Below are 24,135 nucleotides of genomic sequence, written 5' to 3' on the forward strand. Positions count from 1 at the left end.
AAAAAATAGATATTATAACCTTTCGCAGTAGCGATATAAAATTGAAACAAGAGATAATGTTATCTAGGAAAAATAAACTACTCTTAGCTAAAATATTCAGCTTGTTCTCTGTTGTGAGAGGTTATAATATTTTTATTATAGTACTAGCACAGTACTTAGCGTCTATCTTTATATTTGCACCTGAACTTAGGGCGTTAGACGTGATTTTAGATTGGAAACTCTTTCTAATTATCTTTGGATCTTCCTTAGCTATCGCAGGAGGGTATATCATTAATAATTTTTATGATGCAGAAAAAGATTTAATCAATAGACCAATTAAGTCTATGTTAGATCGACTGGTGAGTCAGGCAACAAAATTACGTGTCTACTTTGCGCTTAACTTTTTGGCTGTAGGGATTGTGTTTCCGGTATCTTGGCATGTGTCTGTGTTCTTTTCTGCTTATATATTTCTGTTGTGGTTTTATTCTCATAAGCTTAAGAAGTATCCTATTATAGGTAATCTTACCGCTTCATTACTAGCGATATTACCTTTCTTTAGTATCTTGATGCATTTCAGATTCTATTATCCTTCTATCTTTCTACATGCAGCTTTTCTGTATTTAGTCATTCTAATCAGGGAGTTGATAAAAGACATGGAGAATATTAAAGGGGACTTTGCAAATGATTATCAGACTATCCCTGTTCGATTTGGAGATAGAGTAGCGAAAGAGGTAATCACAGTCGTGACAGTATTGACACTGATACCGATCTATTTTTTAGTCAATAAAGAGAACCTTGGGTATATGGTATATTACTTCTATCTAAGTATTATCGTATTAATCTTGTTTTTATACAGATTATGGACATCCAAGGAAATAGAACAGTATCACAGTTTACATATTAGTTTAAAACTGTTGATTTTATTAGGAGTATTCTCGATTATGCTAATAGACCCAGATGTGGTAATTAGTGGCAAAGTACTGCTAGAAGAAACTTTATAGTATTAAAAGTTGTGTAAACTTTTAGAGTTATATTAATAAATGCATAGAATAAAACTATCTTTGCAAAAATCTTTAGATATGAATAACGGTAGGTCGAATTCAGGAAATAATAAATCGAATCGCTCAGGAAATAGAAATGCAGCGGGAAAGAAGTCTTTTGGTTCTAAGGATGGAGCTAAAAAGACTTATGGGGGAAATGATAGCAAGAAAAGATCATTTGACAATAATAAAGAAGGAAATAAAACGCATGGTGCTAATACTACAAAGAAATTTGATAGTAAACCAAGAGTAAAAAATACACCTAAAGAAACAGACGAAGTACGTCTAAATAAATATATTGGTAACTCTGGAGTATGTTCACGTCGTGAGGCAGATATCTATATCGTGTCTGGAAACGTGACTGTAAATGGAGTAGTGGTTAATGAATTAGGGTACAAGGTAAAGAAAACAGATATTGTGAATTTTGATGGTACAGTATTAACACCAGAGAAATTGACTTATGTATTATTAAATAAACCGAAAGGATTCGCTACTATTAATGAGCCAATCGTATCAGCTGAGAATGTATTAAGCTTATTAAAAGGAGCTTCTAAATATCCTTTAGCTCCTGTCGGTCGTATGGATAAGACTACTATCGGTCTAATGTTATTCACGAATGATACTAACTTATTACAGAAGTTAAACTCTACTGATTCTCGTTCTTCTAAGTTATACCATGTGTCAATAGATAAAAACCTTAAATATGAAGATCTAGAAAAGATTAAAAAAGGAGTTTATATCGATGAGCGTCGTGTATTCGTAGAAGAAATATCTTATGTAGATGATCAACCTAAGACAGAGATCGGTATTAAGCTAAAAGCATCTAATGTGAAGTTGGTACGTGCTATATTCGAATCTTTAGGATATAATGTTATTAAACTTGACCGTGTGATGTATGGACAGTTAACAAAATGGAATCTACCAAGAGGTAAATGGAGACATTTAACGGATGAGGAAGTAAGAAACCTTAAAAACGGTTAATATAGATATTAAAAAAGCTCGCTAGATGATAGCGAGCTTTTTTGTTGATATTTATTGAAGATAACTTGGTAGTTCCATAGGTATCTCCATGACTAATATTTGACTTTTTTCATTTGCTTTGATTGTGAAAGTGTCTTCTCCGTCAAAACCAATAGCATCTCTTCTGTGTAGGATGTCTTCACCTAAAGTAACATCTCCTTCTAGAACAAATAGGAAGATACCGTTAGATTTATCTTTTAATTCATAAGATAGTTCTTTACCTTGATCTAAATCAGCCATGTGAAACCAAGCATTCTGATGAATCCATACTCCTTTATCATCAGGATTAGGAGAAAGGATTTGATCCCATTGATTCACGCGATCTTCTTTTTTTAATTTTAGTTGATCATAACGCGGCTTTACATTTAGTTTATCAGGGAATATCCATATCTGTAAGAACTTACTCTCTTTATTTTCATCAGGGTTAAACTCACTGTGTTGAACTCCTGTCCCTGCACTCATGACCTGTATTTCACCCTCATTTATAATCGTACCATTGCCCATGCTATCTTTGTGTGAAAGACTTCCTGATAAAGGAATAGATATAATCTCCATATTATCATGAGGATGTGTACCGAATCCCATACCAGCAGCTACCTGATCATCATTAAGTACACGTAGCACGCCGAAGTGTACTCTTTCGTTGTTTCGATAGTTAGCAAAACTAAAGGTATGATGAGATTTTAGCCATCCGTGATTAGCATATCCTCTACTATCTGCTTTGTATATAATTTTTGTGTTCATAGCTTTATGATTTTAATACTACAAAGGTACGCTATAGGCTGATTCCTATTGCTTAATGTAGGTTAAGAACGGCTTATATCTATGAATGTCAGTTATTTTTTTCTAGTATTATCAAAGTATTCTCTTAAAATATCTTCTCTAAAATCTGGGTGAGCAATATTAGCAAGAGCGTATACTCTATCTATAATAGACTTACCTCTTAGATCTGCTACTCCATATTCTGTTACGATGTATTGAGCATGTGCACGAGACGTTACCACTCCTGCTCCTTGTTTAAGGAATGGAACTATTTTGTTTCCTCCTTTTTTAGTAGTAGCAGAAAGTGCTATGATGGCTTTCCCTCCTTTACTCAGCGTAGCTCCTCTCATAAAATCAACTTGTCCTCCTACACCTGAATAAATATTTGCCCCGATAGAGTCTGCGCATATTTGTCCTGTAACATCTATTTCTACAGCAGAGTTAATCGCTATCATCTTAGGATTCTGACGGATCACAAATGGGTCGTTCGTATATGAACATTCTCTAAGTTCAAAGAATGGATTATTGTCTACATAGTTATATAGCCTCTCCGTTCCGATAAAGAATGTAGAGATAGCTTTGCCATTAGAAGTAGTTTGTTGAGAACAGTTTAAGGCTCCTGCCTCTATTAAATCAACAACACCGTCTGCAAACATCTCTGTGTGTAATCCTAGGTTCTTATGCCCTTTCAGTTTTTGAAGAACGGCATCAGGTATAGAACCAATCCCCATCTGTAAGGTACTGCCATCTTCTATCATAGAAGCGATGTAGTGCCCTATTTTATCTTCTACCTCACTAAAGTCAGAACTGTATTCTGTCAGAAGTGGTGTGTCATGCTGTACTAATATATTAATTTTAGAGATGTGTACTAGCGCATCTCCAAAGGTACGAGGCATGAATTTATTGACCTGTGCTATAACTATCTTAGCAGTGCGAATAGCTGCTTGTGCCGCAACGACAGAAGTTCCTAATGTACAAAAGCCGTTCTCATCAGGAGGAGAAACTTGTATTAAGGCCACGTCTAAGGGAACAAGACCACTGTCAAACAGCATCGGTAGCTCACTTAGGAATACAGGAGTATAGGTACCATTACCTTCTCGTATAGTGTGTCTCACGTTACCACCAGTAAAGAAAGAATTCACAAAGAAACTTTCTCTATATTTTGGATCAGCATAAGGGGCTTTGCCTAAAGTATGGATATGACAGAACTCTACATTTCTTAATTCGGACGATCTTTCTACAATAGCATCAATGATATGATTAGGCGTACAGGCTACTGCATGTACGTAAACTCTGTCACCCGACTTGATCAGCTTAGCTGCTTCTTGTGCTGTTGTGTAATTCATTTTGTGTGTAATTTTGTGTATTTAGACAAATGTTTCCTTAAAAGTAAAGTATTAGTCTTTATAAGGCAAGTAAAAAGTGTGGCTAATCATTTTTTTCATTAACTGTAATAGTGTAATTTTGTAGGATATAAAATTTTAAGGTATGATAATTCCAAAAACTCTTGAAGAAATCGAGTTGATGAGACAGAGCGCATTGCTTGTTTCTAAAACATTAGGGATGATAGCTACAGAGCTAAAACCAGGAGTAACGACTTTAGAGCTTGATGCAAAAGCTGAAGAATTTATTAGAGATCACGGAGCAGTACCAGGATTTAAAGGCCTTTATGGTTGTCCTTCTACCTTGTTGACAAGTGTGAATGATCAGATTGTACACGGATTACCTACAGATCGTCCTTTAGAAGAAGGAGATATCGTATCTGTGGACTGTGGTACAGTGATGAATGGATTTTATGGAGATCACGCTTATACATTCGAGATAGGTGATGTAGATCCAGCTACTAAAAAGTTATTACAGATTACAAAAGAATCTTTATACGTAGGTATTAGAGAATTCAAATTAGGAAATAGAGTAGAAGATGTAGGTAGTGCTATCCAACGCTACTGTGAGAAAGAAGGGTATACGGTAGTACGTGAGCTAGTAGGTCATGGACTAGGACGTAAGATGCACGAATCTCCAGAAATGCCTAACTACGGTAAACCTGGTAAAGGTAAGAAGTTCGTAGAAGGTATGGTGGTAGCTATCGAGCCTATGATTAACTTAGGTACTCGTAATATCAAACAACTGAATGATGGATGGACTATCGTGACTCGCGATGGAAAACCTTCTGCTCACTTCGAACACGATGTAGCATTAGTAAATGGTAAACCAGAATTGTTATCTACTTACCAATATATCTATCAAGCATTAGGTATCACTAGTAATGAAGAAGATGAGTTTAGAGCTAAACCATTAGTTCTGTAATTACTCATTTCTATTAATGAAGAAGTTATTTAAAACAATATTGAACATTGTGCCTCGACCGATATTAATTCGGTTGAGTTACGTTGTTCGACCTATGATGGCATGGTACCTAAAAGGGGATGTGTATACAGATCCTATTGATGGTAAAAGCTTCAAGACTTTCTTGCCTTATGGATATGCGAAGCAACGCAATAATGTCCTTTCTCCTAGTACACTTTCACTAGAGAGACACCGCCTATTATGGCTTTATCTTCAGCGCGAGACCGACTTCTTTAGCACTCCAAAAAAAGTGTTGCACTTCGCACCTGAGCAGGCGTTCTATAAACGCTTTAGAAAACAACCCAATTTAGATTATACAACTACAGACCTAGAATCTCCTTTGGCAGATGTAAAGGCGGATATTTGTAACCTACCTTTTGAGGATAATAGTTTTGATATGATTTTGTGTAATCATGTCTTAGAGCATATTCCAGATGATACGAAAGCTATGCAGGAACTGTATCGCATTCTTAGACCTGGAGGTATGGGAATCTTCCAAATCCCACAAGATATGTCTAGAGAAACTACTTTTCAAGATGATACTATAACAGACCCTAAAGAGCGTACACTCATCTTTGGTCAATATGATCATGTACGTGTGTACGGACGTGATTATTTTGATAAGTTAAGAGCGATTGGTTTCACTGTAGTAGAAGAAGATTTTATTCATAAACTTACTCCAGAGGAAGTAACTAAATACTGTTTAGCAGAAGGAGAGATTATCCCTGTTTGTTTTAAGTAGAATGACTATAACATTTCTCTTAGACGTAGATAGAATTAGTTAAAGTATCCTTATAAGGGCTTCCCTATCTATAACCTATTGTGTATCTTCGTACTTATTTAGCAAGATTATGAAGAATACATTGATTACTACTGTACTTTTTGATATGGATGGAGTTTTAATAGACTCAGAAGGATTTTGGCAACAAGCAGAACAAGAAGTGTTTACTTCTATGGGAGCTACTTGGGATGAAGAGATCGCTATCCAAACACAAGGTAAAACGACTAGAGCAGTGACTGAACTGTGGTATAGTCTGTTTCCATGGGAAGGAAAGAGCATTGAGGAGGTGGAGCAAATGGTGATTGATAGAGTCGATGAGTTAATTAGTACAGAAGGAGAAATAAAAGAAGGCGTAATTCAGACCTTAGATTTTCTAAAAGAGAGAAAAGTGAAGATTGGTCTTGCTACTAATTCTCCAGAATCTTTGATTAATACTGTTTTAAAGAGATTAGGTATTCGTGATTACTTCCAAACCATAGTTTCTGTAGATCATGTAGAACATGGAAAGCCTGCACCAGATGTGTATTTAAGAGCAGCTCATAATCTAGGGAGTGATCCTAGAGAGTGTCTAGTAGTAGAGGACTCGTTCACAGGAGCTACAGCTGGTAAAAATGCAGGGATGACTGTAGTAGCTATACCAGATCATTTGCAGTATGAACAAGAAAGATTTGATATTACTGACTTTAAATTGAAAAGTATGATTTTTTTAAACGAAAATATTGTATCTTTTTTGCACGAAGTAACGGTTTAGTTTAAAATGGTCATTATGCGAAATAAGGTTTGGTCTGTTATTCTTTTTTTTCTTTGGATAGGGTGCGTTTTGGCACAATCTCCACAGAACTATACTGCAGATTATATTAAGTCAGTAGGATTTATGAGTAATAATAGAGCAGTTACACCGTTCTTTCAAATAGGGGATCAGTTTACACTTGCTTTTGATGACTTATACGGAGATGATAGTAATTATTTTTATCGAGTTAAGGCTTATAATTATGACTGGACTCCATCTAAACTGAAGCAGATAGAGTATATAGATGGATTAGACAGACAGCGTATTATGACGTATGAAAACTCGTTTAATACTTTGCAGAATTATACAAACTATCAATTGACACTTCCTGCTCAACGTTATAGAATATTGAAGAGTGGTAATTATGTATTGGAAATATATAATGAAGATGACGAAGTAGTAATTAGAAGGAAGTTTGTCTTATATGAGAGCTTAGTCAATGTACCTATTCAGATTAAAAGAACTAGGAATCTAGATGTCATCGAGACGAAGCAGAATGTAGAGTTTAGTGTATTACTAGGGGAAGCTGTATATCAAAACCCAGTTCAGAATATCAAGATAGCGATTTTTCAGAATGGAAGATGGGATTCTTATCTGACGAATATTAAGCCTCAGTATACTATGGGGAATGATCTTATCTATAAGTATGAAGATGAGACTCAGTTCTGGGCAGGGAATCAGTTCTTAAACTTTGATAATAGTGATATTAAACAAGTGAATAATATGATCGGATCTGTGACTACAGATAACGGTATATATAATACGTATTTGTACACAAATGAGAGTCGAAAAAGTAAGGGATATACTTATTTTCCAGATATCAATGGGAGTTTCTATCCTCGAAATATTAATGGTAGAAATCCTAATATCGAAGCAGAGTATAGCTGGGTATACTTCAGTTACCGTCCAGAGGAAGATGTACAGAAAGGGATAGATTATTATGTGACAGGATTATTTAATGATTATGCATTGGTACCTGCTAATAAAATGAAGTATAATGAAGAGAAGGGATATTATGAACAAATCATTTTAGTGAAACAAGGTTTTACTAATTTTAGTTATACAGCAGTTCGAAATGGTGTTGTTGATCCAAGCATTGCACCAGATGGGAACTATGCCATGACAACTAATCGCTACCAAGTACTCGTTTATTATCGTGGCAATAATGACTTGCATGATAGAGTAATTGGTATAGGAGAGGCGAGCGCAGAGAACATAGTGTATTAGACACTGTGATAAAACAAAGAATTCAATGTGTTTTTTATAGTAAATTATTAAGATGGAAAAGATGATTTCACAAACGACGAAGGGAATTAAAATATCTGTAAATACTGAGTATGAAGGCAATTTTTTTAAATCAAAAAAAATATGTTATGCCTTTTCATATAAAATAACCATTGAAAATAATTCTACGGATTACATCCAAGTGAAAGGGAGGTTATGGGAGATATACGATGCTCTGAATAGCGTACAGATTGTAAAAGGTGAAGGAGTTGTTGGTGAACAACCAATTATAGAACCAGGTATGAAATATTCGTATAGTAGTGGATGTATTCTAAACTCTTCTATGGGGGCTATGCAAGGATTTTACGAAGTATTAAACTTAAGTAATAATACTTATTTTAATGTAGAAATCCCAAACTTTAAGCTAGTAGCGCCTTTTGTACTGAACTAAAAATAGATTGATGACATTCTTATAGAGTGTTATTATAATAACAAATATATTCTTTAAACCATCTTTATGTAATAGCATAGAGGTGGTTTTTTTATAAGTTAATAGAAGTAATATAAAGTGGTGGTATTTAGTTGGTTTTCATCTCACTATAATTGGAACTTCAGTTTAATTTTAAAAAACATATATTTGTGTATAATGGTATTCTTTTAACGTGATATCACTATACATGAATAGATTAAAATGAAAATAGGTATTGAATTTTTCAAACGAATACACGAGTTTTGATTACGATTGCTATTTATGAATGAGAGAATAGCCTATTGCTTGCACTTCTTAGGGGATTACTAGGAGATTTCCTGGACTTTTCTTGCCCAGAAGGTGTATTTCTCGAAGAAAGGTGCAAGAAACCCTCAAGCAATCCCCTAGCAATTTAGTACAAAACCAACGTTAGTAAATCAATACATACTGAATTGAAATAGATTTTCTATCTACTTGTAATTTTTTCTAAAGAATATTAATTGGTTGTTAATCATTTATTTAATAATATATTGTTTTATTTCTTATGTAGTTATATTAATTAATTATTAATCAGACTCAGGTTTGTATTCAGTGTAAAGTATAACAGATAGTTAGAAGAAAGCAGTGTGATAAAAAGACTATTGATAGTCAATGTTTTGAAATCGTTAAGCAGATGTTTTTACGACTTTAGAGAAAAGTGGTTTCATTTTTTTTCGTTATATTTGTACTTATTCATTTAGAAACTACATAAATAATACGCGTAATATGTCAAAAGGATTCTATCAAGTTCCAACTGCGTTCAATGAGCCAGTTAAGTCTTATGCACCAGGAACAAAAGAAAGAGAATTGACTTTGAACTCGTTCAAAGAGCAATACAACACAACAGTTGATATTCCATTATACATTGGTGGAGAAGAAATCAGAACAGGAAATACAAAAGATTTATTCCCTCCATTTGATCACAAACATAAATTAGGTGTTTACCACGAAGCTGATAAAGCGTTAGTAGAGAAAGCTATCGCTACTGCTTTAGAAGCAAGAAAAAAATGGGCTACAATGCCATGGGAACACAGAGCATCTATCTTCTTAAAAGCTGCTGAATTATTAGCTGGACCTTACCGTGCTAAGATTAATGCTGCTACGATGATCGCTCAAGCAAAAACATTACACCAAGCTGAGATCGACTCTGCATGTGAGTTCATCGACTTCTTACGTTTCAACGTAGAGTATATGACTCAAATCTATTCTGAGCAACCAGCTTCTGTAGACGGAGTATGGAACAGATTAGAGCACCGTCCATTAGAAGGATTTATCTATGCGATCACTCCTTTTAACTTTACAGCTATCTCTGGTAACTTACCTTCTGCTCCTGCTATGATGGGGAATGTAGTGGTATGGAAACCAGCTGCTACTCAGATCTACTCTGCAAGAGTAATCGTAGAGGTGTTTAAAGCTGCAGGTTTACCTGACGGTGTTATCAACGTAGTATATGGTAACTCTGGAATGATCACGGATACGTTATTAGCTAGTCCTGACTTCGCTGGTATCCACTTCACAGGATCTACAGGAGTATTTAACAGTATGTGGGCTCAAATCGGTCAAAACATCGATAAATACAAAACTTACCCACGTATCGTAGGTGAAACGGGAGGAAAAGACTTCGTTGTAGCTCATCCATCAGCTTGTCCTAAGGAGGTAGCAGTAGCTCTTACAAGAGGTGCTTTTGAATACCAAGGACAAAAATGTTCTGCAGCTTCTAGAGCTTACATTCCAGCTTCATTATGGAATCAAGTGAAAGAATATATGACTGCTGATTTAGCTACTATCAAAATGGGTTCTCCAGAAGATCCAAGTAACTATGTGTCATCTGTGATTACAGAAGCTTCGTTTGACAAATTAGCGAAAGCTATTGATCAAGCAAAAGCTGATGCTGATGCAGAAGTAATCTTAGGAGGTAAGTATGATAAGTCTATTGGTTACTTTATTGAACCAACAGTTATCTTAACTACTAATCCTAAGTATGCAACGATGGAAACTGAGTTATTCGGTCCTGTATTAACTATCTATGTATATGAAGATGCTAAATGGTCTGAAACATTAAAATTAGTGGATGAGACTTCTATCTATGCATTAACAGGGGCTATCTTCTCTGGATGTCGTTACGCTATCGTAGAGGCTACAGAAGCATTAGTAAACTGTGCTGGTAACTTCTATATCAATGACAAACCAACAGGTGCTGTAGTAGGACAACAACCATTCGGTGGTGCTAGAGCTTCTGGTACTAACGATAAAGCGGGTTCTATCCTTAACTTACTTCGTTGGGTATCACCAAGAACGATTAAAGAAACTTTCGTTCCTGCAACTGATTATAAATATCCTTTCTTAGGATAATCAAATTATAATAAAAAGGCGGTTGCAAAAGAGTTAACCGCCTTTTTTAATTAACACTAGAATACAATTCAGTGCTTTTTATTGGGAATGTATAACCGATGATGAATGACATGATAAGAGTTGTTCAGGATATACTACTAAGTAAGAATACACTATCTATTTTGCTTTTATCTTTTTTCGAATGCAGAAAAAAGTCCCTTTTTATTAGGATCGTTTTTAAGAGAACACTATTTACCAATAACACTTATAAAACGACTGAGTAAAAACTATTATCTTTTTGCTTTTATTATTTTTCGATTACTGAAAAATGATCCTTTTTTATCTTTAAAGTACTGGGTTATAATTATTAATTTAAATAGTATAACTCATGTTTAAAAAATTACTTGATAACAAAAATTTGGTGATTAACCCACCAGTTTTTATTACCTCAATATTATTAATAGTAGCTTTAATCTTAACCTGTGTCCTTTTTCCTGAAAAGGTAGGGGTGTGGTTTCCTGCTGCCCAATTAGCGGTAACTTCTAACTTCGGTTGGTTCTTTGTTGTGACAGTGAATGTTATTTTAATATTTGCTATTTATCTAGCTTTTAGTAAGTTCGGTAAGATACGGCTAGGTGGGGATGATGCAGAACCAGAGTTTACCAAGGCATCTTGGTTTGCCATGCTGTTTAGTACAGGTATGGGAATTGGTATTATGTTCTTTAGTATTGCCGAGCCTGTATCTCATTTCTTTAATACTCCTAGACCAGTAGATACTGATATAGAAGCCGCTGTACAAGCGATGCAATTTACGAGTTTGCACTGGGGATTACACGCGTGGGGTATTTATGCAATGGTTGGTTTGGCCTTGGCTTTTTTTGCTTTTAACCGAAAATTGCCAATGACATTTAGATCTCTTTTTTATCCATTCTGGGGAGAGAGAATACATGGATGGTGGGGACACATAATAGATATATTATCTGCATTAGCCACAGTATTTGGATTATCTACATCTTTAGGATTAGGAGTAATACAGATTACAGCAGGTTTAGAATACTTATATGGATGGGAGATAAGTCCTATGATGCAAGCTGGGATTATTCTATTTGTGATTGGTATCGCTACTATTTCTGTTTTTTCAGGATTAGATAAAGGGGTTAAAATACTTAGTAACGCTAATATGTATATAGCAGCCAGTTTTATGTTGCTAATTTTTATTCTAGGGCCAACTCTATTTATCATGAAAGGCTATGTAGAAAATACAGGAGCATACTTAGCTAATTTTATAGATATAAGTACATGGAATGATACCTACTTAGGCTCTGGATGGCAGAATGTATGGACTATATTCTATTGGGCTTGGTGGATAGCATGGTCACCTTTTGTAGGAAGTTTTATTGCTCGTATTTCTAAAGGACGTACAGTGAAAGAGTTTGTATTAGGGGTGTTGATCGTACCAGGGTTGATTACCTTATTATGGATGAATGTATTCGGAGGTAGTGCATTACACACTATTCTATCAGGTGATGTAACGATGATAGCGGCGGTTAAAGCTGATGTATCTACTGCATTATTTGTATTCTTAGAGAACTTCCCTTTTACTAAGTTCCTTTCTATTGTAGCGATTATTTTGATTTTCTCTTTCTTTATTACCTCTTCTGATTCAGGTTCGTTAGTTGTGGATAATATTACCTCAGGTAGTAATGGAGAGTCTCCTGTATGGCAGAGAGTGTTTTGGTCTTTTGCACAAGGGATTATTGCTATCGTATTATTATGGGGAGGAGGCCTTGATGCCTTACAGACAGCAGTTATTATTACAGGATTGCCTTTTGCAGTGATACTTCTAGTGATGTGTTATAGTCTACAAAAAGGGTTAAAAGAAGAGTTAGCTAAATCGTCTAAGAAGGCTAAGTCAAAAGAAGAAAAGAGCTATAAAGAGATTATAGCAGAACTATTAGATGAACCTCAAAGCAAATAAGGATGGATAAAAATAAAAAATTAGATATAATAGTTGGTTTAGACTTGTCTACAATGGATCAATATCTATTGCAGTATATGCAGGTACTAGACCAAATCTTAGATATAAATAGAGTAACCTATGTACACAATCTTAAAGTAGGTGAGTTACCTAAAGAATTGCTTAAACCAGAAAGTATTGTCGTTATTAAGGAGAAGATTAAGAATAAGCTTACGCAGTATTTCACAGAAGCAGGAGTGAGTTATGATTTTGAGATTTTAGTTACTGTAGAAAGTTATACAGAGATTGCTTTTATGAACATTGCTAAGAAATCTTCGTATGATCTGATGGTTTTAGGTAATAAACAAGAACTAGAAGGTACCGGGGCACTAGCTGATAAGCTGGTACGTATATTCCCTTCAGCACTATTATTAGTGCCAGATACTTTTAAAGTGCCTATCACTACAGTGATTGATGCGATAGACTTCTCTCGATATACTAATGATATTATGATGTGGGCAGATCGTTTTAAAAACAACTCGAAGGGGCAAAAGATAGAGCATTCTGCGGTACATATTTCTAAGTCTTATATGGGATTCTACCCAACGATGACAAATAGAGAATTAGAGAAGGTAACGAAGGATGATATTAAAGAAAAACAGGAGAAGTGGAATAAGAAGTACGCTACTTATTCTGATATTGATATAGTGCCTGCGGGAGAACGCAATATCTCAGCTTCTTTGATAGCTTATGCGCGTAGTAAAAAAGCGGATATGCTGATATTAGGAGTGAAGGGTACTACAGGATTTAAAGAGATATTCTTAGGTAGTGTGGCAAACCATTTGCTACACAGAAATACGAATACTTGCTTATTATTCGTTAAGCATAGTAAATAAAAGAAGAAGGGCCGTCTATAAGACAGCCCTTTCTTTTATCCTTTATATTTTAAGGGTAAGTACACCACTTTTTTCGTTTCAAAGAATTCATCTGAGAAGATATTAGCTAGGTCAAACTGAACAGCTTTAGGGAAATCTTTAAGCTCTTCTGTTAAGTCTCCACCTTTTAGGTATAATATACCATTGTCAAACTCATGCTTGTTTTCTTTCTTCGTTTTATGTCTAATCCACTCTACGAAGTCAGGCATATTCGTAACAGCTCTACTCACGATGAAGTCAAACTTCTCGTCTATAGTTTCGGCACGTTTTTGTTCTGCTTTAACGTTTTTTAGATCTAGGGCTTTTACTACTTCATTAACTACGCGTATCTTCTTTGCGATAATGTCGATTAGGTAAAAGTTAGTTTCTGGATATAAAATAGCTAAAGGAATACCAGGGAAACCTCCACCAGTACCTACATCCAGTATGTTAGCTCCAGGTAGGAACTCCATAACCTTAGCGATTCCTAGTGAATGTAATACATGCTTCGTATATAGCTCATGTATATCCTTACGTGAAATAACGTTAATTTTAGCATTCCAATCCGTATATACTTCTTCCAATTTCTCAAATTGAGCAATCTGTTCAGGAGTTAAATTAGGGAAATATTTTAAGATTTCTTCCATGTCGTAAATTTTGACAAAAGTAGGCTTTTTATCGTGAATAAATAAAAGATAACACAGATTAATAGAGATATAATAATTACCTTTGGGATTAAGTTTCATTAAAATCACAACAAGATGAGCAACCAATTTCTATCTAATAGAATAAACAATTTGACTACTTCACAGACATTAGCAATGGCTGCGAAAGCAAGAGAGTTAAAAGAACAAGGCGTAGACGTAATTAGTTTGAGTCTAGGTGAGCCAGATTTTAATGCTCCTGAGTTTATCAAAGAAGCTGCTATTCAGGCTGTAAAAGATAATTATAGTAAATATCCACCGGTAGAAGGATATAAAGAACTAAGAGAGGCAATAAGCAATAAGTTTAAGAGAGATAATAATTTAAATTATTCACCAAGTCAGATCGTTGTGTCTACTGGTGCTAAACAGTCATTATACAATGTAGCTCATGTCATGATTAATCCTGGTGATGAGGTAGTAATTCCTGCTCCATATTGGGTGAGTTATGCAGAGATTGTTAAGATGGCTGAAGGTACTCCTGTAGAAGTGTCTACAAGTATAGAGAGTGATTTTAAAATTACTCCTGAACAACTAGAAGCTGCTATCACTCCTAAGACGAAGATGATATGGTTCTGCTCACCATGTAATCCTAGTGGTTCTGTGTATAGCAAAGAAGAATTCGAAGCTATAGCTAAAGTATTAGAGAAATATCCAAATATCTTTATCTTGTCAGATGAGATATATGAACATATTAACTTTACTGGAAATTACTGCAGTATCGGAACTATCGGTAATTTAATTGACCGAACTATTACTGTAAATGGTATTGCTAAGGCATTCGCTATGACGGGATACCGTATCGGATATATCGGTGCTCCTGAGTTTATCGCTAAGGCGTGTACTAAGATGCAAGGACAAGTAACTTCTGGTGCTAATAGTATTGCACAACGTGCTACTATAACTGCTGTAGAAGCTGACCCTAGTGTATTAAAAGATATGGTTGCAGCATTCAAGAATAGAAGAGATTTAGTAGTAGGATTATTAAAAGAGATTCCAGGAGTTAAGATTAATGTACCAGAAGGAGCATTCTATGTGTTCCCTGATGTATCTTCTTTCTTCGGAAAGACACTTCAAGATGTAAAGATTAATAATGCAGATGATCTATCTATGTATCTGTTAGAGAAAGCACACGTAGCTACTGTAACAGGTGTGGCATTTGGTAATCCTGACTGTATACGTATGTCGTATGCGACTAGTGAAGATCAATTAATCGAAGCATTCAAAAGAATTAAAGAAGCATTAGCGTAAGTTATAATAGTTAAAAAAGCCTTAGAAATAAGGCTTTTTTAGTTATCATGAACATTATTCCTTATTTTTATACTTTATAAAAGTTCATCATCGTGGATATATTATTACAGAGTTTTGCAAAACATGTTTCTTTAACTAAAGAGGAGCAACAGATTGTTTTAGAGTCGTTTACAGTTACTCGCTATCCAGCTAAAACAAAGTTGTTAAGTGCAGGAGAGGTATGTGTTAATTCTTTTTTTGTAGTTTCAGGTATTGTACGTAACTATTGTCTAGATGATCAAGCAGTAGAACACACTGTTAGCTTTGCAGCTTCAGGATGGTGGATAGCTGATATGTATAGTTATTTATCTCAAAAACCAGGCAACTCTTATCTAGAAGTAGTAGAAGATGCGATAGTAATGAGTTTGAGTAGAGATCATCAGTTAGCTCTATTTGATAGAGTTCCTAAGATAGAACGTTATTTTAGAGTTTTAATAGAGAGATCGCTAGTAGCTACACAACAACGACTGATGGATAACTTATCGCTACCTGCAGAAGAGCGTTACACACGCTTTTTAGAGCGTTTCCCTGAGATAAAGTATTGTCTGCCACAGAAGCAAATTGCTTCTTATCTAGGGGTTACTCCTGAGTTTTTTAGTAAAATGAAGAAAAAGATGCTTATAGGGAAGTAAATGTCTATTGATATAAAATAGAAAAGCCACTCATCGAGTGGCTTTTTTGTATATTATACTAGAGAGTGTCTAGTCATCTCCTCTGGTTGAGGTATACCTATTAGTTTTAGAATAGTAGGAGCTAAGTCTCCTAATACACCATCTTTTACTTCTTTGATATCATTGTCTACGATAATGATTGGCACAGGATTAGTAGTATGTGCTGTGTTAGGAGTACCATCAGGGTTAATCATTACCTCACAGTTACCATGATCTGCTAATACGATAGTTGTGTATCCATTATCAAGAGCAGTTGTGATTACTTCTTTTACGCATTGGTCAACTGCTTCACATGCCTTGATAGCAGCTTCCATCACACCTGTGTGTCCTACCATATCTCCGTTAGCAAAGTTTAGACATACGAAGTCTGCTTCACCTTTTTTAAGCTCGGGAATAAGTGCATCTTTAAGGTCATAAGCACTCATCTCAGGTTTAAGGTCATAAGTAGCTACTTTAGGAGAAGGACATAAGATACGCTGTTCTCCATCGAATGGAAGTTCTCTACCACCAGAGAAGAAGAAAGTCACGTGTGGGTATTTTTCTGTCTCAGCAATACGTATCTGCTTTTTGCCATGTTTTTCTAGTACTTCACCCAATGTGTTGTGTAAGTTCTCTTTATCATATACTACATGTACATTTTTATAAGTATCATCGTAGTTCGTAAGCGTTACAAAGTACAAGTCAAGTTTCTTCATGTCATGATCTGAATGATCTTCTTGAGATAATACACGAGTTAATTCTCTTCCTCTATCCGTTCTAAAGTTAAAGAAGATTACTACATCGTCATTTTCAATCTTTCCTATAGGCTGATTGTTTTCATCAACCATTACGATAGGTTCAATAAACTCATCAGTCACATTATTTAAATAACTTGCTTCAATGCTTTTTACTGCATCAGTAGAGTGAATACCTGTACCATTTACTAACAGATGGTAAGCCTTTGCTACTCTTTCCCAGCGTTGGTCTCTATCCATTGCGTAGTATCTTCCAATTACAGAAGCTAGTTTAGCATTAGATAGGCTCAGTTTATCTTCTAATTGTTGTACGTGTTTTGCACCAGATTTAGGATCTACATCTCGTCCATCTGTAAAGGCATGAACACGGATGTTCGTTACTCCTGCTGCAGATGCTGCATCTACTAGCCCATATAAATGTTGCTCGTGAGAGTGTACACCACCATCAGATAGTAGTCCTAAGAAGTGTACTTTTTTATTATTTGTCTTAGCGTATTCGAATGCTGCTTGTAATGCAGGTTCTTTAGCAATAGTCTGATCTTCTACTGCCATATTTATTTTTACAAGGTCTTGATAGACGATTCTACCAGCACCAAGATTCATGTGGCCTACTTCAGAGTTACCCATTTGACCTTTTGGAAGACCTACATTTAGTCCATCCGTAAGAACAAAAGTGTTTGGATATTTAGTATATAGACTGTCTATAAATGGTGTATTTGCGTGCTCGATAGCCGATACATTAGGATCTTGAGTCTGTCCCCAGCCATCTAGAATCATTAATATTACTTTTTTATTCATAATAGTGAAACTTTAAATATTATTAGTTGTGTTATACAAATTTACGCATACTTATTCAAAAAAGGCCATGTTTGATTCTTGAAATAATGGGGTATAATACTTTTATTAGTAAAAATTCCTTTGGTCGTATAATATTTTTTTTAAATTTACGTTTCTAAAATTAGAATTAAAGACTATAAATGAGAAGGTTATATGAAACAAAAGAATTTTTATTGGTTATTTGCCTCAATGGCATTTTTTGGGAATGTAGTAGGAAGTAATACTTTACCAACGTCGAATGATTATACAAATGTTATTGAAAAAGCTGTTGATAATACAGTAGATTCTGAAGAATATAGTTTTGAAAGTACGGCTAAGAGTTTGTATTCTAGTTTAGAGTTAAATCATTATAATGCTCCTGCTAGAGCGGTGTATACTGCAGCGCTGAAAGGCTATTATAAGATGTTAGAGGCTGGTAAGATTAAGAACGAAAAGTTAACCATAGTTGACTTTAGTTTATCATCAGCTAAGCCTCGTCTATGGGTTATTGATATGAAAGAGAATGCTGTTTTACTACAATCATTAGTAGCACATGGCAAGAAGACTGGAGAAGAATACGCTACTACATTTTCTAATCGTGTTAATTCTCATATGAGTAGTTTAGGATTTTATACAACAGGAGAGACGTATAATGGAAGAAATGGATTCTCTCTTAGACTAGATGGATTAGAGGCAGGTATTAATGATAAAGCTAGAGAAAGAGCGATTGTAATCCATGGAGCGGATTATGCTTCACCTGATTTAGTACGTGCTCAAGGAAAGTTGGGACGTAGTTATGGTTGCCCAGCTGTGCCTGTTGAAGTTAATGATGATTTAATCGAAATGATTAAAGATAAATCTCTATTGTTTATTTATTATCCGAGTAATCAGTATGAGTTAAAGTCAAAATTTGTTTAAGACCTTTTATATAAAGAAAAACACCCATTAAGAGTGAAATCTTAATGGGTGTTTTTTTGTTATTGTAGTTTAGTGTATAAATCGTTATCAAATTTATAGACATCTCTAAATTGAGTTATTTTACCATCGTTAGCTACTTGGATAGTCCAGTATAGTTGGTGGATGTGTACAGCCTCTTTACTAGTTGTAATATTTTTAGTGTTTTGAGAATCAAGAATCTTTTTTATTTCTTCTTGAGAGATTTCATTTTGCTGTATATCAAATACAAACTGTGCTAAGTCAAAAGGATCTTCTACACGTATACATCCAGAACTTAAACTTCTTTGTGTTCTGCTGAAATTTGCTTTATTAGGTGTATCGTGTAAGTACACTGCATGATTGTTGTCAAACATAAACTTAATACGACCTAATGTGTTTCCTACACCAGCTTTCTGTACATATCTGTATGAAGATGCCTTACTAGAATCCCAATCCTCTGGAGCTACAACTTTTCCTGTACTTTTATCGTAGATTGTAAATCTAGCATTAGAGAAGTAACTTAAGTTAGCACTAGCTTTAGGTGTTAAGTCATTCTTTAGAATAGTAGGAGGAACTGTCCATGTTGGATTGATCACAATTGTCTTTAGAACAGAACTTAGGATAGGAGTTTTACGACCTGTCGTACCTACGATTACCTTGTGTTGTTTTATTGTATCACCTGACTTTACGGCAACTAGACTATAATCAGCGATATTGATTAAAATATAGTTATCACCTAAGTCTCTAGGGAACCATCTCCATCTTTCTAGATTGACTATTAGTTTTTCTTTTATAGTAGCTTCTTCTTTTAAGATTGCTTCTATCGTTTTTTTATCTGCAATACCGTTCTCTACTAGTTTACTGTTTTTCTGAATTTGTTTTAAAGCAGTTATGACTCCCTCATTATTGATAAAATCTTTTGATAGGCTATCAGGATAGTAGTTTAAAAAATCTAAATGCTTCTTTATATTTACTAATTCTGGTACTGTGTCATTTAGCTTATACTTAGCTGTGACAGCTTTGATTGTATCTTGATTCAGTTTATATAAGCTTGCTAATTTGTTTTTAAGATTAGCATATATTTTATGAGGTGATCTTAAACTATCAAACGTAGTTTGTATTGTTCCTCTACTTAAAGCGAGTTGCATTGTAGCAGCTGTATTCAGATCTTTTGGAAACATATCCCAGTCATTGTATAATCTTCTAGGGTTCTGTACTCCGTTATACAAATCTTTACTAGCATTAAAAAATGCTTTAGTAAACAGAAAGTCTGCTTGTATTTTATCTAAGTCTGATAGATTCTTATACTCTTTGTGTAATTGATGAACTTTTTCAGTATTGTACTTTGAGTTATTGATTCCATCTAAGTACGCTTCGTCAAGTACTTTTATGAGTTGCTCTCTATTACTTGTTCTTCCCCAACCGATTTGGTATAGGTTTTCTACATAGAACTTTTGAATGTCCTTTGGAAGATTGACTATCGATGCACTATCGATGTGTATCTTTATTTGATCCTCAATAGGGTCTACCTTGATGGTATCATTGAGAATCAAAGTTCCTGCCATAGTATCTGCCTTTTTACAAGAGGTAAGGACGAGTATACTCAAAAAACTGAAGATTAAATTTTTCATGTTTTTATATATTATAATGCGAATTTAATATAATATAGTGAATAATTTGTTGTTTATTCTTAAAATGTTCTAGAAACCGTGTTGTAGAGTACTGTAGGCCGGACTAGCTGTTATTTTAAAAGTGGACTAGCATCTATGAGTGGAATAAGAATAGTTTTGCATAAATAAACTATCTGGAATGAAGAATAATTATGTCATTTTAACCTTGTTAAGTACTTTTCTTACTGTACAAGCGCAAGGACAAACTAAGACAGAGAATCCCCTTGAAGATAAAATAGAAGAAATAGTAATCTATAATCAGCGATTACAATTGCCAAGTTCGCTGAAGAATAGAAATATTACATTTATTAATCAAGAACAGATAAAACAATTACCTGTATCGTCTATTAATGAATTATTAACTTATGCTACTGGTGTTGATATTCGTCAAAGAGGCCCATTTGGAACACAATCTGACTTTAGTATTGACGGAGGAAGCTTTGAGCAGAATGTATTGTTGCTTAATGGACAAAAGATTTCGGATCCACAGACAGGACATAATAGTCTTAACGTGCCAATTCCACTAGAGGCGATTGAACGCATAGAGATAGTACGTGGACCTTCTGCTCGTCTATATGGTGTGAACAGTCTGACTGGGGTAGTAAATATCGTAACAAAGAACCCTAAGAAAGACGGTCTTTTTGCTAATGCATATATCGGAAGTAGTTTTAAGAAAGATAAAGAGGGCGATCATGGAGAGTTGTTTAATAACCGAGGTATTCAATTAGGAGGTACGCTTGTACGAAAAAAAGACAATCATATGTTATTCGGTAGCCATGATTCAGGTAATGGTACCCGTTATAACACTGCTTTTCACAATAATAAAATCTTTTATCAAGGGAACTACACGCCTAATGAGAATAATGCTATTATGGTACTAGCAGGTCATGCTAGAAGTTCTTTTGGAGCAAATGGATTCTACGCAGCTCCTGGAGATAAAGAATCAAAAGAAGTAGTATCTACATCAATGATAAATCTGAGTTCACGTCATTATTTAAGTGATCGTTTTACATTAATGCCTAGTGTAGCTTACAGATATAACTTTGATGATTATCGTTACTTCAGGCATGAATTAAGTAAGGCACGTAGCCGTCATTACTCACATGCGATTACTAGTAATATTAGAGGAGAGTACTTAGCAGATTTTGGTAAGATATCTTTTGGAGGAGAGATGAGGTATGAAGAGATTAACTCTACTAATATCGGAGATCACAGCAAGAGTAACTACGGGTTGTACGCTGAGATACAACGTGAGTTCTTTGATCGACTAGATGTAAATCTAGGGGCTTATGTTAATTATAATACGAAGTATGGATGGGAAGTTTTCCCAGGGATAGACGCTAGTTATACTTTTAACGAACATTGGAAAGCCATGTTTAATGCAGGTACAGCAAGTAGAATACCTTCTTTTACAGATTTATATTTAGATCAGCGCCCTGGTAATATTGGTAATCCAGACCTCTTACCTGAAAAAGCTTATCAGATAGAATTAGGAGGGAAGTATGTCAATAAAGGATTTAGAGCAGAGGCTTTTGCTTTTTATAGAGATATTGATGACTTTATCGATTGGATAAGAGTAGATACAACAGTGCCATATCAACCATATAATGCTTCTAAGAATAAGACTAAAGGATTTAATACAGCATTAAAGTATAAACTAGGATCAGAGAAGTCTTATTGGGATCTAGGATTATCATATACTTATTTATCTCCTAAAGTAGAGAATAAAGGAGAAGATAAGATCTCTAAGTATGCGATAGAGAGTTTAAAGCACCAGTTAGTAGGAACAGTGAATTATACTTACAATAACCTTAGTGCTACACTGGCTAATCGCTTTAATGAGCGTATCAGTTATAAGAATTATTGGATTACAGACATAAGAGTTAACTATAATCTAAAGAAATATAGTATTTACTTAGATGCTCAGAATATATTTGATACTACTTATATAGAGGCAGGTGCAGTACCTATGCCTGGTAGATGGTTTATGTTAGGAGTGAAGTTTAATGGACTTTAGTATATAAATTGGTTAGTTAGAGTTTTCAGAAGACTACATATTATTTTGATTATCGTGGGGGTAGTTTCAATAGTATGAATCAATTATTACAAATACTTAGAATACGCTTTTTTGCTATGAAATTCTAGTATACAAAAACGGTAAGCCTTGTACAGCTTACCGTTTTTTATTTTAATAAGATACCTTAGTTCCTTTTTTATCAATAGTAAAAGATTGAAACTTTAGTTCTACTTGTGCTTGTCCATCTTCGAAGTTACTAGCGTAGTCGTATTGAAATGGGATCACGACTCTTCCTTTATGATCGATATAACCGAACAGCTGGTCTTTAGAGGCTAAGGCTAATCCATCAGAGTAGCTTCCTACATAATCATATTGGGCAGAAATAACCTTTTTGCCTTCTGTGTTGAAGAATCCCCATTTACCACCTTCTAAGAAAGCTATTTTGTACTCACTACTTGTCTGTAGCTCTTCATAAGCAAAAGGAATAATCACTTCTCCTTTATCATTTATAGCGCCTTGGAAGTTGTCCATAGACACGATAGATATTCCTTCTATAAAAGATTCTATCTGATAGAAAAGAGGCTCAATGAAAATTTCATTCTTATTGGTTTTGATTCCGAACAATTCTAACTTCTTATCCTGATACCATCTTAAGTTGTTTTGAAACTTAAAGTCTGGATCATTTTTTAAGTCAAGATAGACGGTGTCTAGTTTTACACTTTCCTCTAACTGTACATTGATGTGTGAGTAGGTACTTTTATAAGCCCAACTAGATGTGCAACTCAGTCCTAATAAGAGACTTATTGCTAAGATTTGTTTCATTCTAATAGAAGATTAACATACTGTAATTCCTCTGCAAATGTATTAGTTTTGGGATGATTAATATGATAATTTTTACAATTTTTTATGAATGGTTGTTGCACCAGCTTGAGCCTTTGGAAATACTGTAATATCAGCTATTTGTACATGTTCAGGTTGGTTGACGATATAGGCTATAGCATTCGCGATATCGTCTGCTACTAATGGAGTATACCCTTCATATACCTTTGCTGCTCTGTCGCTATCTCCTTTAAATCGGATTAGTGAGAAGTCTGTTTCTACTGCTCCTGGAGCTACATTAGTTACCTTAATTCCATCTGATAGGAGATCGTATCTCAGTCCTTTAGAGAATGCTTCTACAGCAGCTTTAGAAGCACAGTAGATTGTACCGTTTTGGTAAGACTCTTTCCCTGCTATAGAAGATAGATTGACGATATGTCCATACTGTCTTTTGATCATAAGAGGAACAATAGCTTTAGTCACATAGATTATTCCCTTTACATTGATATCTATCATAGCCTCTAAGTCTTCTAGAGAAGCTTCTTGGAAAGTAGCTAATCCGTGAGCATTTCCAGCGTTATTGATAAGCACATCTATATCTTGCCATGCAGTAGGAAGAGAGGCTATTGCCTTAAAGGTAGCTTCTTTATCACTCACATCGAAGATTAGTGTTATCACTTCTGTCTGCTCTGCTAGTTCACGCTCTATGGCTGCTAAGTTCTCTTTATTTCTTCCACACAAGATTAGTCTGTGATTAGCAGCTAACGCTCGTGCTGTTGCTTTTCCTATACCTGATGTAGCTCCTGTAATGAATGCTGTTTTCATATCT

General features: G+C 34.8%; 21 protein-coding genes. 14 read left to right on the forward strand and 7 right to left on the reverse strand.

What is annotated here, in order from left to right; all coding sequences use genetic code 11:
• The first annotated feature begins 56 nt into the window (after positions 1–56).
• Positions 57–980, forward strand: coding sequence for a geranylgeranylglycerol-phosphate geranylgeranyltransferase (locus HX049_RS00545; protein WP_286413379.1), 924 nt, complete (start codon positions 57–59; stop codon positions 978–980).
• Between the two features lie 78 nt (positions 981–1,058).
• Entirely contained in the window at positions 1,059–2,000 is a 942-nt protein-coding gene (locus HX049_RS00550) for a pseudouridine synthase (RefSeq protein WP_286413380.1), read from the forward strand.
• 51 nt (positions 2,001–2,051) lie between these two features.
• Here the strand turns inward: HX049_RS00550 and HX049_RS00555 are convergent, their stop codons facing one another.
• The gene (locus tag HX049_RS00555; RefSeq protein ID WP_286413381.1) at positions 2,052–2,783 is read right to left on the reverse strand and encodes a pirin family protein; all 732 of its coding nucleotides are present in this window, start codon (positions 2,781–2,783) and stop codon (positions 2,052–2,054) included.
• Between the two features lie 92 nt (positions 2,784–2,875).
• Positions 2,876–4,147 carry an acetyl-CoA hydrolase/transferase family protein gene (locus HX049_RS00560; protein WP_286413382.1) on the reverse strand — a complete coding sequence of 424 codons (1,272 nt, stop codon included), beginning with the start codon at positions 4,145–4,147 and terminating at the stop codon, positions 2,876–2,878.
• A 142-nt stretch (positions 4,148–4,289) separates the two neighbouring features.
• On the opposite strand from HX049_RS00560, the gene map reads away from it, so the two are divergent.
• The 8 genes from map to HX049_RS00600 all read left to right on the forward strand — a co-directional run bounded on the left by map (position 4,290) and on the right by HX049_RS00600 (position 13,634).
• A complete protein-coding gene (map, locus tag HX049_RS00565) occupies positions 4,290–5,108 on the forward strand; it encodes a type I methionyl aminopeptidase (protein ID WP_006257485.1) in 819 nt (272 codons plus the stop codon).
• A 16-nt stretch (positions 5,109–5,124) separates the two neighbouring features.
• Positions 5,125–5,889, forward strand: a complete 765-nt coding sequence (locus tag HX049_RS00570; RefSeq protein WP_286413383.1) for a class I SAM-dependent methyltransferase — start codon at positions 5,125–5,127, stop codon at positions 5,887–5,889.
• Positions 5,890–5,998: 109 nt separating this feature from the next.
• Positions 5,999–6,679, forward strand: coding sequence for a hexitol phosphatase HxpB (gene hxpB, locus HX049_RS00575; RefSeq protein ID WP_286413384.1), 681 nt, complete (start codon positions 5,999–6,001; stop codon positions 6,677–6,679).
• 15 nt (positions 6,680–6,694) lie between these two features.
• On the forward strand, positions 6,695–7,945 hold the full coding sequence (locus tag HX049_RS00580; protein WP_286413385.1) for a DUF5103 domain-containing protein: 1,251 nt from the start codon (positions 6,695–6,697) through the stop codon (positions 7,943–7,945).
• Positions 7,946–7,997: 52 nt separating this feature from the next.
• A complete protein-coding gene (gene apaG, locus HX049_RS00585; RefSeq protein WP_286413386.1) occupies positions 7,998–8,393 on the forward strand; it encodes a Co2+/Mg2+ efflux protein ApaG in 396 nt (131 codons plus the stop codon).
• Positions 8,394–9,176: 783 nt separating this feature from the next.
• Positions 9,177–10,802 (forward strand): L-glutamate gamma-semialdehyde dehydrogenase, encoded by a 1,626-nt coding sequence (pruA, locus tag HX049_RS00590; protein ID WP_286413387.1) that lies wholly within the window; start codon positions 9,177–9,179, stop codon positions 10,800–10,802.
• Between the two features lie 367 nt (positions 10,803–11,169).
• A complete protein-coding gene (locus HX049_RS00595; RefSeq protein WP_286413388.1) occupies positions 11,170–12,759 on the forward strand; it encodes a BCCT family transporter in 1,590 nt (529 codons plus the stop codon).
• Positions 12,760–12,761: 2 nt separating this feature from the next.
• Complete coding sequence (locus HX049_RS00600; RefSeq protein ID WP_286413389.1) at positions 12,762–13,634, forward strand: universal stress protein; 873 nt, start codon at positions 12,762–12,764, stop codon at positions 13,632–13,634.
• 35 nt (positions 13,635–13,669) lie between these two features.
• On the opposite strand, the gene rsmG is transcribed toward HX049_RS00600, so the two are convergent.
• Complete coding sequence (gene rsmG / locus HX049_RS00605; RefSeq protein ID WP_286413390.1) at positions 13,670–14,299, reverse strand: 16S rRNA (guanine(527)-N(7))-methyltransferase RsmG; 630 nt, start codon at positions 14,297–14,299, stop codon at positions 13,670–13,672.
• A 114-nt stretch (positions 14,300–14,413) separates the two neighbouring features.
• Between rsmG and HX049_RS00610 the strand changes: the two genes are divergently transcribed.
• Together HX049_RS00610 and HX049_RS00615 are read left to right on the forward strand one after the other, a co-directional pair.
• Complete coding sequence (locus HX049_RS00610) at positions 14,414–15,604, forward strand: pyridoxal phosphate-dependent aminotransferase (protein WP_286413391.1); 1,191 nt, start codon at positions 14,414–14,416, stop codon at positions 15,602–15,604.
• A gap of 92 nt (positions 15,605–15,696) precedes the next feature.
• A complete protein-coding gene (locus HX049_RS00615; RefSeq protein ID WP_286413392.1) occupies positions 15,697–16,275 on the forward strand; it encodes a Crp/Fnr family transcriptional regulator in 579 nt (192 codons plus the stop codon).
• 53 nt (positions 16,276–16,328) lie between these two features.
• Here the strand turns inward: HX049_RS00615 and gpmI are convergent, their stop codons facing one another.
• Positions 16,329–17,846 carry a 2,3-bisphosphoglycerate-independent phosphoglycerate mutase gene (gene gpmI, locus HX049_RS00620; RefSeq protein ID WP_286413393.1) on the reverse strand — a complete coding sequence of 506 codons (1,518 nt, stop codon included), beginning with the start codon at positions 17,844–17,846 and terminating at the stop codon, positions 16,329–16,331.
• Between the two features lie 192 nt (positions 17,847–18,038).
• Between gpmI and HX049_RS00625 the strand changes: the two genes are divergently transcribed.
• Positions 18,039–18,782, forward strand: coding sequence for a murein L,D-transpeptidase catalytic domain family protein (locus HX049_RS00625; RefSeq protein WP_286413394.1), 744 nt, complete (start codon positions 18,039–18,041; stop codon positions 18,780–18,782).
• 59 nt (positions 18,783–18,841) lie between these two features.
• Here the strand turns inward: HX049_RS00625 and HX049_RS00630 are convergent, their stop codons facing one another.
• Complete coding sequence (locus HX049_RS00630; protein WP_286413395.1) at positions 18,842–20,431, reverse strand: L,D-transpeptidase family protein; 1,590 nt, start codon at positions 20,429–20,431, stop codon at positions 18,842–18,844.
• A 178-nt stretch (positions 20,432–20,609) separates the two neighbouring features.
• Between HX049_RS00630 and HX049_RS00635 the strand changes: the two genes are divergently transcribed.
• A complete protein-coding gene (locus HX049_RS00635; RefSeq protein ID WP_286413396.1) occupies positions 20,610–22,487 on the forward strand; it encodes a TonB-dependent receptor plug domain-containing protein in 1,878 nt (625 codons plus the stop codon).
• A gap of 171 nt (positions 22,488–22,658) precedes the next feature.
• Here HX049_RS00635 and HX049_RS00640 read toward each other — a convergent pair whose 3' ends face one another.
• Positions 22,659–23,309 carry a WG repeat-containing protein gene (locus HX049_RS00640; protein ID WP_286413397.1) on the reverse strand — a complete coding sequence of 217 codons (651 nt, stop codon included), beginning with the start codon at positions 23,307–23,309 and terminating at the stop codon, positions 22,659–22,661.
• A gap of 72 nt (positions 23,310–23,381) precedes the next feature.
• Entirely contained in the window at positions 23,382–24,131 is a 750-nt protein-coding gene (locus HX049_RS00645) for an SDR family NAD(P)-dependent oxidoreductase (RefSeq protein ID WP_286413398.1), read from the reverse strand.
• Positions 24,132–24,135 lie beyond the last annotated feature (4 nt).

It is taken from the genome of Myroides odoratimimus, assembly GCF_030326305.1.
GTDB classification, from domain to species: domain Bacteria; phylum Bacteroidota; class Bacteroidia; order Flavobacteriales; family Flavobacteriaceae; genus Flavobacterium; species Flavobacterium odoratimimum_A.

Bases quoted from the DNA above. Each gene is read 5' to 3' on its own strand.
- HX049_RS00545 (WP_286413379.1), top strand. From the start codon at position 57: ATGTTATCTAGGAAAAATAAACTACTCTTAGCTAAAATATTCAGCTTG.
- HX049_RS00550 (WP_286413380.1), top strand. From the start codon at position 1,059: ATGAATAACGGTAGGTCGAATTCAGGAAATAATAAATCGAATCGCTCA.
- HX049_RS00555 (WP_286413381.1), bottom strand. From the start codon at position 2,783: ATGAACACAAAAATTATATACAAAGCAGATAGTAGAGGATATGCTAAT.
- HX049_RS00560 (WP_286413382.1), bottom strand. From the start codon at position 4,147: ATGAATTACACAACAGCACAAGAAGCAGCTAAGCTGATCAAGTCGGGT.
- map (WP_006257485.1), top strand. From the start codon at position 4,290: ATGATAATTCCAAAAACTCTTGAAGAAATCGAGTTGATGAGACAGAGC.
- HX049_RS00570 (WP_286413383.1), top strand. From the start codon at position 5,125: ATGAAGAAGTTATTTAAAACAATATTGAACATTGTGCCTCGACCGATA.
- hxpB (WP_286413384.1), top strand. From the start codon at position 5,999: ATGAAGAATACATTGATTACTACTGTACTTTTTGATATGGATGGAGTT.
- HX049_RS00580 (WP_286413385.1), top strand. From the start codon at position 6,695: ATGCGAAATAAGGTTTGGTCTGTTATTCTTTTTTTTCTTTGGATAGGG.
- apaG (WP_286413386.1), top strand. From the start codon at position 7,998: ATGGAAAAGATGATTTCACAAACGACGAAGGGAATTAAAATATCTGTA.
- pruA (WP_286413387.1), top strand. From the start codon at position 9,177: ATGTCAAAAGGATTCTATCAAGTTCCAACTGCGTTCAATGAGCCAGTT.
- HX049_RS00595 (WP_286413388.1), top strand. From the start codon at position 11,170: ATGTTTAAAAAATTACTTGATAACAAAAATTTGGTGATTAACCCACCA.
- HX049_RS00600 (WP_286413389.1), top strand. From the start codon at position 12,762: ATGGATAAAAATAAAAAATTAGATATAATAGTTGGTTTAGACTTGTCT.
- rsmG (WP_286413390.1), bottom strand. From the start codon at position 14,299: ATGGAAGAAATCTTAAAATATTTCCCTAATTTAACTCCTGAACAGATT.
- HX049_RS00610 (WP_286413391.1), top strand. From the start codon at position 14,414: ATGAGCAACCAATTTCTATCTAATAGAATAAACAATTTGACTACTTCA.
- gpmI (WP_286413393.1), bottom strand. From the start codon at position 17,846: ATGAATAAAAAAGTAATATTAATGATTCTAGATGGCTGGGGACAGACT.
- HX049_RS00625 (WP_286413394.1), top strand. From the start codon at position 18,039: ATGAAACAAAAGAATTTTTATTGGTTATTTGCCTCAATGGCATTTTTT.
- HX049_RS00630 (WP_286413395.1), bottom strand. From the start codon at position 20,431: ATGAAAAATTTAATCTTCAGTTTTTTGAGTATACTCGTCCTTACCTCT.
- HX049_RS00635 (WP_286413396.1), top strand. From the start codon at position 20,610: ATGAAGAATAATTATGTCATTTTAACCTTGTTAAGTACTTTTCTTACT.
- HX049_RS00640 (WP_286413397.1), bottom strand. From the start codon at position 23,309: ATGAAACAAATCTTAGCAATAAGTCTCTTATTAGGACTGAGTTGCACA.
- HX049_RS00645 (WP_286413398.1), bottom strand. From the start codon at position 24,131: ATGAAAACAGCATTCATTACAGGAGCTACATCAGGTATAGGAAAAGCA.